At 71.4% G+C, this 12,692-nt stretch carries 12 protein-coding genes; 6 read left to right on the top strand and 6 right to left on the bottom strand.

All coding sequences use genetic code 11. The features are described 5' to 3' along the window. Nucleotides 1-240: 240 nt before the first annotated feature. Entirely contained in the window at nucleotides 241-2,235 is a 1,995-nt protein-coding gene (locus ABZ930_RS40490) for a PA14 domain-containing protein (protein ID WP_361560320.1), read from the bottom strand. 79 nt (nucleotides 2,236-2,314) lie between these two features. Between ABZ930_RS40490 and lysS the strand changes: the two genes are divergently transcribed. Beyond that, complete coding sequence (gene lysS / locus ABZ930_RS40485; protein ID WP_361560317.1) at nucleotides 2,315-4,126, top strand: lysine--tRNA ligase; 1,812 nt, start codon at nucleotides 2,315-2,317, stop codon at nucleotides 4,124-4,126. A 117-nt stretch (nucleotides 4,127-4,243) separates the two neighbouring features. Here lysS and ABZ930_RS40480 read toward each other — a convergent pair whose 3' ends face one another. From ABZ930_RS40480 to ABZ930_RS40470, 3 genes are all read right to left on the bottom strand, one after another. Continuing rightward, nucleotides 4,244-5,650 (bottom strand): DUF2637 domain-containing protein, encoded by a 1,407-nt coding sequence (locus tag ABZ930_RS40480; RefSeq protein ID WP_361560314.1) that lies wholly within the window; start codon nucleotides 5,648-5,650, stop codon nucleotides 4,244-4,246. Nucleotides 5,651-5,793: 143 nt separating this feature from the next. Next, a complete protein-coding gene (locus ABZ930_RS40475) occupies nucleotides 5,794-6,678 on the bottom strand; it encodes a DUF3558 domain-containing protein (RefSeq protein WP_361560311.1) in 885 nt (294 codons plus the stop codon). A 161-nt stretch (nucleotides 6,679-6,839) separates the two neighbouring features. Then, nucleotides 6,840-7,730 (bottom strand): DUF3558 domain-containing protein, encoded by an 891-nt coding sequence (locus ABZ930_RS40470; protein WP_361560308.1) that lies wholly within the window; start codon nucleotides 7,728-7,730, stop codon nucleotides 6,840-6,842. A 191-nt stretch (nucleotides 7,731-7,921) separates the two neighbouring features. On the opposite strand from ABZ930_RS40470, the gene ABZ930_RS40465 reads away from it, so the two are divergent. After that, nucleotides 7,922-9,115: an RtcB family protein gene (locus ABZ930_RS40465; protein ID WP_361560305.1), complete on the top strand. Its 1,194-nt coding sequence runs from the start codon at nucleotides 7,922-7,924 to the stop codon at nucleotides 9,113-9,115. A 70-nt stretch (nucleotides 9,116-9,185) separates the two neighbouring features. On the opposite strand, the gene ABZ930_RS40460 is transcribed toward ABZ930_RS40465, so the two are convergent. After that, complete coding sequence (locus ABZ930_RS40460; protein WP_361560302.1) at nucleotides 9,186-10,076, bottom strand: NADP-dependent oxidoreductase; 891 nt, start codon at nucleotides 10,074-10,076, stop codon at nucleotides 9,186-9,188. A gap of 159 nt (nucleotides 10,077-10,235) precedes the next feature. Here ABZ930_RS40460 and ABZ930_RS40455 point away from each other — a divergent pair, with 159 nt between their 5' ends. Beyond that, nucleotides 10,236-10,643 carry a helix-turn-helix domain-containing protein gene (locus ABZ930_RS40455; protein ID WP_361560299.1) on the top strand — a complete coding sequence of 136 codons (408 nt, stop codon included), beginning with the start codon at nucleotides 10,236-10,238 and terminating at the stop codon, nucleotides 10,641-10,643. Between the two features lie 23 nt (nucleotides 10,644-10,666). On the opposite strand, the gene ABZ930_RS40450 is transcribed toward ABZ930_RS40455, so the two are convergent. Next, nucleotides 10,667-11,119 (bottom strand): hypothetical protein, encoded by a 453-nt coding sequence (locus ABZ930_RS40450; protein WP_361560296.1) that lies wholly within the window; start codon nucleotides 11,117-11,119, stop codon nucleotides 10,667-10,669. A gap of 84 nt (nucleotides 11,120-11,203) precedes the next feature. On the opposite strand from ABZ930_RS40450, the gene ABZ930_RS40445 reads away from it, so the two are divergent. The 3 genes from ABZ930_RS40445 to ABZ930_RS40435 are packed head-to-tail and all read left to right on the top strand — an operon-like array spanning nucleotide 11,204 to nucleotide 12,527. Continuing rightward, a complete protein-coding gene (locus ABZ930_RS40445) occupies nucleotides 11,204-11,539 on the top strand; it encodes a YnfA family protein (RefSeq protein WP_353944042.1) in 336 nt (111 codons plus the stop codon). 57 nt (nucleotides 11,540-11,596) lie between these two features. After that, nucleotides 11,597-12,364 carry an SDR family NAD(P)-dependent oxidoreductase gene (locus ABZ930_RS40440; RefSeq protein ID WP_361560293.1) on the top strand — a complete coding sequence of 256 codons (768 nt, stop codon included), beginning with the start codon at nucleotides 11,597-11,599 and terminating at the stop codon, nucleotides 12,362-12,364. Further along, entirely contained in the window at nucleotides 12,354-12,527 is a 174-nt protein-coding gene (locus tag ABZ930_RS40435; RefSeq protein WP_361560290.1) for a hypothetical protein, read from the top strand. Before ABZ930_RS40440 ends, ABZ930_RS40435 begins: the two co-directional genes overlap by 11 nt. Nucleotides 12,528-12,692: the final 165 nt, after the last annotated feature.

Genomic DNA, 12,692 nt, shown 5'->3' with positions numbered 1-12,692 from the left:
GGCACCCAGAGGAAGGCGGCGTTCTGCAGATAGACCGGCGTGCCGTCGGCCTTGTGCTGGGCGGAGCCGAGCGCGATGGCCCCTGAAACGAGCTCCGCTCGTCCAGGGGAGGCTGCGCGCAGCGCATGCCTCAGGGGCGCGGGGAACTGCGCGAGAAGAGGCCACCGGCCCGCGGACGAAGTACGACCCAGGGGCGCGGGGAACTGCGCGACCAGCCCCCACCGGGCCGCAGCCGTGCCCCTACCGAGCCACTCCGGTCGCGTAGACGGTGACGGCTTCCGAGTAGTTGTTGGCGCCGTCCACGGCCCGCAACTCCCAGCAGCGCTCGTCGCCGTCCGGCACGACCTCCGGGTCCCGGAAGGACGTGGCGTCGCGCTCCAGGGTCTCCGAGAGCTGCCCGCTGCCACAGGAGCGCACTCCGTCGACCGTCTCCACACGGCCCGACCGGAGCCAGTAGGAGTGCAGGTCGGCCACCGGGGAGGCGTTCCACGACAGCGCGGTGCCCTCGGCGCCGGGCGTCGCCGTGAAACCGGTCGGCACCGGGGGCGCGACCGTGTCCTCGTACCGCACCGGGGTCGCGGCGGTCGACACGACCCCGTTGGCGGCCTTCGCGAACAGCGTGACGTAGCGGTCCGTCGAGGCGCCGAGGCCCGCGACGACACAGCCGTACTCGACGAACGCGTCGGTGCTCAGGAGCTCCGTCGCCGCACAGTCGCGCGGGTTGGTGCGGGCCGTGGACGTGCTCGTCCCCGAGTACACCGTGAAGCCGCCGCCGTGGTCGTTGTCCGCGGCCACCCGGAAGCGCAGCTCGGCGCGGCCGTCCGCGTCGGGCCGCAGGTACACGATCGTCGCGGGGGCCACCAGGCGCCGCGACGTCACGGTCGCCGGCTTCGACCGGTGTCCGGCCGCGTCGAGCGCGTACACGGTGTAGGTGCGGATCACGCCCGGCTTCGCCGCGGTGTCGCGGTACGCGGCGGCCGTCGCCGTGCCGAGCAGGACCGGCGCGGCCCCGCCGTCCGAGCCGTACACCTGCCAGCTCACGGCGTCGTCGGACGGCGCGGCCCACGACAGCGCGACCCCGCCCGCGTCCGCCTTCGCCGCGAGCCCCGTCACCGCGCGCGGCGCCGACGTGTCCGGCGTGGTCACCGCGACGGGCTTGGTGCGCGCCGAGGTGTTGCCGGCCGCGTCCGTCGCGCTCGCCGCGTAGTAGTAGGTCGTCTTCTGCGCGGGCGTCTCGTCGTAGAGGTACTGCTCACCCGGCGTCTCGCGCAGGTCCATCGTGGCGACCTCGGCGAACGGGCCCGCCGCGGACGTGGCCCGCCACAGCGTGAAGAGCGGCCCCTCGGCCTCCCGTACCTGGCCCAGCCACACGTTCACGCGCGGCTCGCCCAGGACCGTCGACACCGAGACGTCCGACGCGGGCACGTACGGCACCGGAGGGGCGGTCTTGTCGGGCGGCGTCACGTACGGGCCGCAGCCCCACGCCCCGTAGTTGGTCCACTTGTCCACGGCCGCGATGCAGAACCGGTACTTCTGGCCGTCCTTCGGCAGGGTGTACGACGCGCTGGTGCCGGTGGTCGTCCAGTCCGTGACGCCGGTCCCGTCCGTCTCGACCAGGACGCGGTAGTGCTTGATGTCCAGCTCGCGGTTCTTCGTCCAGCTCGCGCTGGCCTTGCCGGTCGCCGCGTCGTACGCGGTCCTGATACCGGTCGGCGCGAGCGGCTTCTTGCTGTCGGACGAGGCGGGCCAGGTGAACTTCACCCGGGACAGGCCCGTCCAGTTCGCGTGGTCGACGCGGACGGTGTGGCTGCCCGAGCCGACGCAGAACGTGCCCGGGACGCTGTTGCCCGCGTCCCCGGTGTTCTTCCACTTGTCGACCTTGCGCACCCCGTCCACGTACAGCCGCAGCCCGTCCGTGCCCGACAGGCGGTACGTGAAGCAGCCGCCCGAGCCGAAGTCGCGGGTCAGCGACCAGCGCACGGAGAAGTTGTTGGTGGCCATCCCGGAGAGCGGCGCGCCGGTCCACTTCTGGTCGACGGTGGTGTCGCAGTCGGTCTTCTTCGGGGTGCCCGAGAAGCCGGTGTTCGTATAGAACGTCCGCTTGAACGTGGTGTCGGCGCAGGTCACGGCCGCGTGGGCGGCGGGGGCCGCGAGCAGTGCGCCGCCCAGCGGCAGGGCGAGCGCCAGACCAGCCGCCGCGGTACGGCGTCCGGCCACGAATCTGTCAGTGATCACGCTGACAGGACCCTCGTGGAGGGCCCGGGGTTGTGCTCCGGGGCAATCCGTTTTCCGTCGGCACCGGGTTGCTGGGACAATGGCGACGACGCGGAGAGCACCGCGTTCCCCGAAACCAGAGAAGGACCGACTGACCGTGGCCCAGAGCACGAGCGCGGAGCCCCAGGAGAATGCCGACTGGGTGTCCCGATTCGCGGACGATGTCATCGCCGAGTCCGAGCGTCGTGCCCCGGGCAAACCGGTCGTCGTCGCCTCCGGCCTCTCCCCGTCGGGCCCGATCCACCTGGGCAACCTGCGCGAGGTCATGACCCCGCACCTGGTCGCCGACGAGATCCGCCGCCGCGGCCACACGGTCCGCCACCTGATCTCCTGGGACGACTACGACCGCTACCGCAAGGTCCCGAACGGCGTACCCGGCACCGACGCGTCCTGGGCCGAGCACATCGGCAAGCCGCTGACCTCGGTCCCGGCCCCGGCCGGATCGGCGTACCCGAACTGGGCGGAGCACTTCAAGGCCGCCATGGTCGAGGCCCTCGCCGACCTCGGCGTCGAGTTCGACGGCATCAGCCAGACCGCGCAGTACACGGCCGGGACGTACCGCGAGCAGATCCTGCACGCGATGAAGCACCGCGGCGACATCGACGCGATCCTCGACCAGTACCGCACCAAGAAGGCCCCCGCCAAGAAGCAGCAGAACCAGAAGCCGGTCGACGAGGCCGAGCTGGAGGCCGCCGAGGGCTCCGGCGCGGCCGACGAGGACGACGGCAGCAGCGGCGCCGGCGGCTACTACCCGTACAAGCCGTTCTGCGGCGAGTGCGGCAAGGACCTGACCACCGTCACGTCGTACGACGACGACACGACGGAGCTGTCCTACACCTGCACCCTCGACGGCTTCACCGAGACCGTCCTGCTGTCGGAGTTCAACCGCGGCAAGCTGGTCTGGAAGGTCGACTGGCCGATGCGCTGGGCGTACGAGGGCGTCATCTTCGAGCCGTCCGGCGTCGACCACTCCTCGCCGGGCTCCTCCTTCCAGGTCGGCGGCCAGATCGTCGACCGGATCTTCGGCGGCAAGCAGCCGATCGGCCCGATGTACGCGTTCGTCGGCATCAGCGGCATGGCCAAGATGTCGTCCAGCAAGGGCGGCGTCCCCACCCCCGGTGACGCGCTCCAGATCATGGAGCCGCAGATCCTGCGCTGGCTGTACGCCCGCCGCCGCCCCAACCAGTCGTTCAAGATCGCCTTCGACCAGGAGATCCAGCGGCTCTACGACGAGTGGGACAAGCTCTCCGCCAAGGTGGCGGACGGCTCGGTGCTGCCCGCCGACGCCGCCGCGTACAGCCGGGCCATCGGCGTCGCGGACCGTGAACTGCCGCGTACGCCGCGGCCGTTGCCGTACCGCACGCTGGCCTCCGTCGCCGATGTCACGGCCGGGGACACGGAGCAGACGCTGCGCATCCTCTCCGAGCTCGACCCGGAGAACCCGGTCACCGCGCTCGTGTCGGTGCGCCCGCGCCTCGACAAGGCCGAGGCCTGGATCACCAAGTACGTGCCCGCCGAGTCCCGCACCATCGTGCGCACGGAGCCGGACACGGAGGCGCTGGCCGCGCTCGACGAGGCGTCCCGCGCCTCGATCGGGCTGCTGCTCGACGGCCTCGACTCGCACTGGTCGCTGGACGGCCTGACCCACCTCGTCTACGGCGTTCCGAAGGTGCAGGCCGGCTTCCCCGCCGACGCCACCGCCAAGGAACTCCCCGCCGAGATCAAGGGCGCCCAGCGCTCCTTCTTCGCCCTCCTCTACGACCTCCTGGTCGGCCGGGACACCGGCCCGCGTCTGCCCACGCTGCTGCTGGCCGTGGGCGCGGACCGCGTCCGCAAGCTGCTCGGGGCGTAGCGCCTCCGGCGGTACCGGGGGCGCGGGGTGCGTGGCCGTGCGCGGCTCTCGCCGTGGCTGGTCGCGCAGTTCCCCGCGCCCCTGAAGGCGCGAGAAGTCCCACCGGCCCGCAGAGGGCTACGCGATGTGGTCGTCCACGAACTCCGCGTTCAGGCGCTTGCTGAACATCTCGTGGTAGCGGGCCAGATCACGCTGGGAGAGCCGACTGCCGTAGGTCGCCTCCACGTTCGCCTGGAACGCGCCCGGCGTCGGCATGCCCTCACCCTGTATCGAGTACCGGAACACCTGGTACAGATCCTCGTCCGACGGCGCCGACGGCTGCGCCGCCCCGTCACCGAGCGGCCGCGTCCCGCCCGCACCGTTCGGCACCGGGAACTCCGGCTCGGCCTCGGCCGGGGCGGCCTGCTCCGGCTCCGCCGCACGCGGGTGCGGGACCAGGAGCTGCGGCGGCGTCTCCTCGTGCACGGCCTGGTGCTCCGGGCCGGGGACCGGCGCCGCGGGCGGCACGAAGTCCGGGTCGTAGCCGCCCTGGTACTCCACCGCCCGCTGCTGCGCGAACCACTGGCTCGCCTGCGGATCCACCTCGGGATCCATCACCGGGGGCTCCTGCTGGGCCTGGGCCTGAGGCTGGGGCTGCTCCTGCTGCTGGGGCTGCGGGGCCGACTGCGGCTCCTGGGGCTGCTGTTGGGACTGCTGCTGCGCCTGTTGCTGGGACGGCTGCTGGGACGGCTGCGCAGGCTCCCGCGGGGCCTCCTGCGCGTTCTGGTGGGGGAGCCCCTGCGGAGCCGGCCCCTCCAGTTCGGCGGTCCGCGGCGCGGGCGGCAGCAGCTGAGGCTCGATACCGGCCGCCGCGAGCCCCGCCGGAGCGGTCTCCGCCAGCGGCACCCCGTACCGCGCGAGCCGCAGCGGCATCAGCGACTCCACCGGAGCCTTGCGCCGCCACGCCCGCCCGAACCGCGAACGCAGCCGCGCCTGATAGACCAGCCGCTCCTGCTCCAGCTTGATGACTGCCTCGTACGAACGCAGCTCCCACAGCTTCATCCGCCGCCACAGCAGGAACGTGGGCAGCGGCGACAGCAGCCACCGCGTGATCCGCACGCCCTCCATGTGCTTGTCCGCGGTGATGTCCGCGATCCGGCCGATGGCGTGCCGGGCCGCCTCCACGGAGACCACGAACAGGATCGGGATGACGGCGTGCATGCCGACGCCCAGCGGGTCCGGCCAGGCCGCCGCGCCGTTGAACGCGATCGTCGCCGCCGTCAGCAGCCACGCCGTCTGCCGCAGCAGCGGGAACGGGATGCGGATCCACGTCAGGAGCAGGTCGAGCGCGAGCAGCACGCAGATGCCCGCGTCGATGCCGATCGGGAAGACGTAGGAGAAGTTCCCGAAGCCCTTCTCGATCGCCAGCTCGCGCACGGCCGCGTAGGAACCGGCGAAACCGATGCCCGCGATGACCACCGCGCCCGCGATGACCACGCCCGCGAGTATCCGGTGCGTCCGTGTCAGCTTCAGTGGCCCGGCCACTTCGGTTCCCCTCCCAGTTCGGCATGTTGCGCCCCACAGACTGGCACACGCGTGCGTCGCACTGTGGGCCGGTACGCCGGGAGCCCGGCTCCCAAAAGGGGCCGGGCTCCTCAAACCACAGGCAAATGCCGGGCGGCGGAAGGCTACTTGTCCTTGTCGTCCTTGGCGGAGGCCGACGCGGACGGCGACTTCGACGACTCCTTGGAGTCCTTGGAGTCCTTCGAGTCCTTCGCGTCCTTGGAGCCGGACGACGCCGACTTCGACGCGGAGGCCGACGGGGAAGCGCTCTTGCCCGACGCCGTGCCCTCGACCGAGGCCACCGCCTCCCGCGTCGCCTTCTCGGCGTCCTTCGACAGCTCGTCCGCGTCCGGCGTCTTCTCGCCCGCGAAGCCCGAACCGTTGTAGTTCACCGTGACGACCACGTTGTCGACGCGCGAGACGACCGTCTGCTGCTTGTACGTGACGTCCTTCTTCTTCTCCTTCTGCGTGCTGTCGAAGCGCACCAGCGTCGCCTCGTCACCCGCCCCGGAGACCTCGGACGTCTTCAGCTTCTTCGCGCCCTGGCTCGCCTGCGCGTCCTTGACCTGCTTCGCGTAGTACGTGGACGCCAGGTCGTTGCCGCTGCCCCGGTTCGCGTCCGAGTCGAAGCGGACCAGCGACACGTTCAGCCAGCGGTACTGGGAGCCCTTCACACCGTTGTTGTCGAGGCTCGACCAGGAGCAGCTGGCGCGCGTCGCATCGTCGTCCGACGCTCCGGACTTGCTGTCGCCCTTCGGCACCAGGTCCTTCAGCGTCTTCTTCGAGAACGCGTCGCACGCCTTCGGCAGCGACTTGTACGTCGCGGCCTGAACCTTCTTCGCCGCCTCCCCCGCGGTGGACGCGGACGCCTTCGCCCCGGAGGACGCCTTGTCCGTGGCGCTCGCGTCGTCGGAACCCGAGTCGGACGAGCAGCCGGCGACGACGAGGACCACCGGCACGGCGGCGGCGCAGGCGAGTATGCGGGAGAGTCGCTTGGTCGGACGGTGCATGGTTCCTTCACTGGGACGCGGACAGAGGCACGGACCGGACACGCGACCACCGGCCAACCTTCAACCGGTCTTCACGAACCCGGGTCCGATGGGCCACCGTACGCGCTGTCCGACCCGCACGCCTCGCCTTCCCCGGACCCGCCCCGGCCGCCCGAGCGGCCCTACTCGCCGAACTTTCCGACCAGCTTCTGCGCCAGTTCCTGCGCCCTGTCCTGCATTTCCTTGCTGTCCGGCACGTCGCCGGGGGCCGTCGGCTGTGCCTCGTACGCGATGGTCACCACGACGTTCGACGTGCGGAACACCACAGTCACGGTCCGCGTCGGCGACGCCGTCGAGCCGGTCTGCACGTCGTTCACGAAGGCCTGGTCACCGAGGCCGTCGAGCAGGCGCGGCCGAAGGTCGGTGGGCGACGCGGAGTCGGACACGGAGCCCGAGTCGGGCGTTCCGGAAGAGTCGGACTCTTCGGTCGATTCGGGTGAAGTACCGGACTGTGCCGACTTCGACGACTTCTGCGACTTCGACGACTCGGAGTCCGACGGGGACGGTGAGGACCCCGCGTCGCCGGGCTCCGCCGTGTCCGTCGCCGTGCCCGGGTCCGGCAGGTCCGCCTTCTCGGCCTCCGTGGCGAAGACCTGCTCCGCCGACGAGTCGTCGCTCACCGCGGAGTCGTACGACACCACCCGCTCGAAGTCGAGCGTCAGCCGGTGCGAACCGCCCGCGGCCGTGTCGTCCTTCCAGCGGCACCCGACCCGGCGCCCGGTGTCGAACGTGGTCGTCGCCACGCCCTCGTACGCCCTGTCCCGCTGGTCCTCGTCCGCGATCTTCGCGATGCCCGGCAGCATCGTGTCCAGCATGCTCTGCTCGGGCTGGCCGCACGGCTCCGGCAGCGTGCGGTACTTGCCCGGCTTCGCGATGGAGGCCGACGGGCTGACGTCGCCCGGCTTGGAGTCGTCGGTGCCGCCGTCGTCGTCGGTGGTTCCGCTGCACCCGGCGAGCAGTGCCGCCAGAAGGACGGCGACGCCCGGCACGTACGCGTACGACTTCCGCTGCACCCTGGGGCTCCTCACTGCGCTGACGCCGGGTTATTCGATTGCCGCGGCGGGGCGGCCGATGGTGCCATGTCTATCGCACGCATCGCCGTGGACGCCGGTCCAGCATCCGTTTTGTTGACCTTGGCTCCGGTATTTGCGTTTCCCTACTTCTTTTCACGTAGGCCCAACTGTCGCTCACAACGGGGGATTTCATGTCATACGTAGAGGTACCTGGCGCAAAGGTCCCCATCCGCATGTGGACCGATCCGGCCACGGTCGACGACGGCGCGATGCAGCAGCTCCGCAATGTGGCGACCCTCCCCTGGATCAAGGGCCTCGCCGTCATGCCCGACGTGCACTACGGCAAGGGCGCGACGGTCGGCTCCGTCATCGCGATGCAGGGTGCGGTGTGCCCGGCCGCGGTGGGGGTGGACATCGGGTGCGGGATGAGCGCGGTGAAGACGTCCCTGACCGCGAACGACCTGCCCGGCGACCTGTCCCGGCTCCGCTCGAAGATCGAGCAGGCGATTCCGGTGGGCCGCGGCATGCACGACGACCCGGTCGACCCGGGCCGCATGCACGGGTTCGCGACGGCGGGCTGGGACGACTTCTGGGGGCGGTTCGAGGGGGTCGCCGACTCGGTGAAGTTCCGGGAGGGGCGGGCCGTGAAGCAGATGGGAACGCTCGGGTCCGGAAATCACTTCGTTGAACTTTGTGTTGATATGTCCGATGCGGTGTGGCTCATGCTGCACTCCGGTTCCCGCAACATCGGCAAGGAGCTGGCGGACCATCACATCGGCGTGGCCCAGGGCCTCCCGCACAACCAGAACCTGGTCGACCGCGACCTGGCCGTCTTCATCGCGCAGACCCCGCAGATGGCGGCGTACCGCAACGACCTGTTCTGGGCGCAGGAGTACGCGAAGTACAACCGCTCCATCATGATGGCGCTCTTCAAGGACGTGATCCGCAAGGAGTTCAAGAAGGCGAAGCCGGTCTTCGAGCCCGAGATCAGCGCTCACCACAACTACGTCAGTGAAGAGCGCTACGACGGCATGGACCTGCTGGTCACGCGTAAGGGCGCGATCCGCGCGGGCTCGGGGGAGTACGGGATCATCCCCGGTTCCATGGGTACGGGCTCGTACATCGTGAAGGGCCTCGGCAACGCGGCGTCCTTCAACTCCGCGTCGCACGGCGCGGGCCGGAAGATGAGCCGGAACGCGGCGAAGAAGCGCTTCTCGACGCGGGACCTGGAGGAGCAGACGCGGGGCGTGGAGTGCCGCAAGGACTCCGGTGTCGTGGACGAGATCCCCGGCGCGTACAAGCCGATCGAGCAGGTCATCGACCAGCAGCGGGACCTGGTCGAGGTCGTCGCGAAGCTGAAGCAGGTCGTCTGCGTCAAGGGATGACGGTCTGATGCCCGTCGGGGCCGGTCCACCCGGGCCGGCCCCGTACCGCTGCCTGGCGCACCGCCGCGCCTCAGGGCACCAGCACCAGCCGCCCCCGCACCCCGCCCTCCGCGAGCCGGGCGTGGGCCTTCGGGGCGTCGGTGAGGGTGAAGGTCTCGGCGACGCGGGCGGTCAGGATGCCCTCGTCGATCAGGCGGGCGAGGGTGGCGAGTTGCTCGCCGTCCGCCGTCACCTCCACCGACGAGGTGCGCACCCCGCGCTCCGGGGCCGGTTCCGCGCCGGGGATGACGCCGACGTACGCGCCGCCGTCCCGGACCCAGCCCAGCGCCTCGGCGCCGATGAACGCCGCGTCGAGGACCGCGTCCATCGGGGCGGGGGTCGTGCCCCGCGCCACGAAGGCCGTCGCGCCGAAGGAGCGGGTCAGCTCCTCGTCGGCCGCCGACGCGTAGGCCGTGACCTCGATGCCGCGGTGGGCGGCGAGCTGGATCGCGTAGCCGCCGACCGCGCCGGCCGCGCCGGTGACGAGGAGTGACCGGCCCGGCTCCAGGGCGAGCCGGTCGAGGGTCTGCGCCGCCATGAGCGCGTTGATGGGGATGCTCGCCGCGTGGACCGGGTCCACGGATGCCGGGGCCGCGGCGGCCGCGCCGGCGTCGACGACCACGTACTCGGCGTGGGTGCCGAGCCGCTTGATCGGGCCGTGGTGCACGGCGATGACCTTGTCGCCCACCTGCCACTCGGTCGCGGCGCCCACCGCGTCGACCGTTCCCGCGACGTCCCAGCCGAGGCCGAGCCGCTGCCCGGCGCCGCCGAAGACGCCGGAGCGGACGCCCGCGTCGACCGGGTTGAGGGCGGCCGCGGCGACCTTGATCCTGATCTGGCCCGCGCCCGGTTCGGGGCGCTCGACGTCCACGATCTCGACCGCTTCCGGACCGCCGAACGCCGTGACGACTGCTGCTCGCATGACAACTCCCATGGATATGGCTTCAGTTGGTGCGGAGAGGCTTGGCGTTGAGCGCTTTCCTTTCCGCAGTGATGACTCTATGGAGTGCTACTCTCTTTCAGTAAGTACGTACCTGAAGGTGCGTACGTCACCGTGAAGTGCGCGGGAGGTCCGGGAGCCATGGCGACGACGACGGCGGCGCAGCGCCGCGAGCGGGAGCGGTTCGCGTACGACGCGTTCCTGCGGGAGTGCCCGACGAACCAGCTGCTCGCGCGGCTCAGCGACAAGTGGGTGAGCCTGGTCGTGGCCGCGCTGGCCGGGCACGACGGGCCGATGCGGTACTCGGACCTCGGCCGGAAGATCGCGGGCGTCAGCCAGAAGATGCTCACGCAGACGCTGCGCGCCCTGGAGCGGGACGGGATCGTGGCGCGGACGGTGACGCCGTCCGTGCCGGTGCGGGTCGACTACGAACTGACCGCGCTGGGCCGCAGCCTGGGCGGTCTGCTCGTCGCGGTGAAGGACTGGGCGGAGACGCACATGGACGAGGTGGCGGTGGCGCGGGAGAGCTACGACAGCCAGGCCTCGTAGGCGTCAGGAGACGTCAGGAGTCGTCAGAAGTAGTAGGTGTCACCGGTGTCGAGGACGAGCACCTGATGGCGGTCGTTGTCGGGGTTGTGGTCGACCGCGCCGCCCGTCCACACGGTGTCGAGGCGCATGGTCACCTCGGTGGGGCGGGTGGCGAGGCGGACGTCGACGGTGAGCGGGGTGCCGAGGGCGGCCGCGGGCAGGGCGCCGGTGCGGCAGTCGACGGTGCGCGGGCCGGTGCGCAGGCAGGCGGCGGGCAGGCCGGGCTGGGCGTCGGCGAGCGGGGCGGACCAGGCGATCCTGAGGGTGGTGTCGGGGACGTCGGTGGGGCCGTGGTTCTCGGGGGTGAGGGCGACGGTGACCCGGTCGGCGGTCATGGTGACGCTGCCGTGGTGGGCGAGGTCGGCCTCGGCGGGGGCGGTGCCGCCCGGTGGCATGAGGAGGACGAGGGCGGGGGCGAGAGCGAGGGCCGGGTGCACGGCTGACCTCCGGTGCGTGGGGACGGTGGGCCGATCTATCCCACGTGCGCGGCGCCGTGACACGTGCGTGGCACCCTGTGGCGCATGACCGTCGCTCGTTCCGTGTTCCTGTTCGTCCTCGCCGCGCTGTTCGAGATCGGTGGCGCCTGGCTGGTGTGGCAGGGGGTGCGCGAGCACCGCGGCTGGGCGTGGATCGGCGCGGGGGTGATCGCGCTGGGCCTGTACGGGTTCGTGGCGACGCTTCAGCCGGACGGCGAGTTCGGGCGGATCCTGGCCGCGTACGGCGGGGTGTTCGTGGCCGGGTCGATCGCCTGGGGCGTGGTCGCGGACGGGTACCGGCCGACCCGCTGGGACGTGGCCGGCGCGCTGATCTGCCTGGTGGGCATGGCCGTGATCATGTACGCCCCGCGGGGTGACTGAGCCCCCGTCGTACGCTGGCAGCAGCCGTCCGCCGAGCCCGAGCCCCTTGGAGCAGTCATGGCCCCCGCCCCCGCATCCCGTATCGCCGTCGTCACGGGCGCGAGCAGCGGCATCGGTGCCGCGACGGCCCGGCAGCTGGCGGCGGCCGGGTACCGGGTGGTGCTCACGGCCCGCCGCAAGGACCGCATCGAGGCGCTGGCGGAGGAGATCAACGCGGCGGGGCACCAGGCCGCCGCGTACGCCCTGGACATCACCGACCGGGCGGCGGTGGACGAGTTCGCGACGGCCTTCAAGACGGTCGGGGTGCTGGTGAACAACGCGGGCGGGGCGCTCGGCGCGGACCCGGTGGCCTCCGGCGATCCGGAGCAGTGGCGCCAGATGTACGAGACGAACGTCATCGGCACGCTCAACGTCACGCAGGCCCTGCTGCCCGCGCTGACCGCGTCCGGCGACGGCACGGTCGTCGTCCTGTCCTCGACCGCCGGGCACGGCACGTACGAGGGCGGCGGCGGTTACGTGGCGGCCAAGCATGCCGAGCACGTGCTCGCGGAGACGCTGCGGCTGGAGATCGTCGGTACTCCGGTGCGGGTCATCGAGGTGGCGCCCGGCATGGTGAAGACGGACGAGTTCGCGCTGACCCGGTTCGGCGGTGACGCGGACAAGGCGGCGAAGGTGTACGCGGGGGTGGCCGAGCCGCTGACCGCGGACGACGTCGCCGACACGATCAGCTGGGCGGTGACCCGGCCGCCGCACGTCAACATCGACCTGCTGGTGGTCCGGCCGCGCGCCCAGGCGTCCAACAGCAAGGTGCACCGTGAGCTCTGAGGCGCCGGACCCGCTGGAGGTGCTCCAGCGCGAGTTCGACGAGCGCCGGCTCGCCGAGGAGAAGAAGGGCGAGCGGTACATGTGGTGGTACCTGGGCTACTTCCTCTTCGGCATCCACATCGTGGCGTTCGTGATGATCTACGCGATCCGGCACGCCGGGTAGCCGGGCCGTCCGCCGTCTGCGGCTCTCGTCGTGGCTGGTCGCGCAGTTCCCCGCGCCCCTGAAACGAGCTCCGCTCGTCCAGGGGAGGCTGCGCGGAGCGCATGCCTCAGGGGAAAGGACGATCCGGCCACGCTCTCCGCGCTCCTCGAAGCGGCCGGCGCCCGG

The organism is Streptomyces sp. NPDC046716, assembly GCF_040645755.1.
In the GTDB taxonomy this organism is placed as follows: domain Bacteria; phylum Actinomycetota; class Actinomycetes; order Streptomycetales; family Streptomycetaceae; genus Streptomyces.
This window is presented reverse-complemented; position numbering and strand designations above follow the sequence as displayed.

Bases quoted from the DNA above. Each gene is read 5' to 3' on its own strand.
- lysS (WP_361560317.1), top strand. From the start codon at position 2,315: ATGGCGACGACGCGGAGAGCACCGCGTTCCCCGAAACCAGAGAAGGAC.
- ABZ930_RS40475 (WP_361560311.1), bottom strand. From the start codon at position 6,678: ATGCACCGTCCGACCAAGCGACTCTCCCGCATACTCGCCTGCGCCGCC.
- ABZ930_RS40465 (WP_361560305.1), top strand. From the start codon at position 7,922: ATGTCATACGTAGAGGTACCTGGCGCAAAGGTCCCCATCCGCATGTGG.
- ABZ930_RS40460 (WP_361560302.1), bottom strand. From the start codon at position 10,076: ATGCGAGCAGCAGTCGTCACGGCGTTCGGCGGTCCGGAAGCGGTCGAG.
- ABZ930_RS40455 (WP_361560299.1), top strand. From the start codon at position 10,236: ATGGCGACGACGACGGCGGCGCAGCGCCGCGAGCGGGAGCGGTTCGCG.
- ABZ930_RS40445 (WP_353944042.1), top strand. From the start codon at position 11,204: ATGACCGTCGCTCGTTCCGTGTTCCTGTTCGTCCTCGCCGCGCTGTTC.
- ABZ930_RS40440 (WP_361560293.1), top strand. From the start codon at position 11,597: ATGGCCCCCGCCCCCGCATCCCGTATCGCCGTCGTCACGGGCGCGAGC.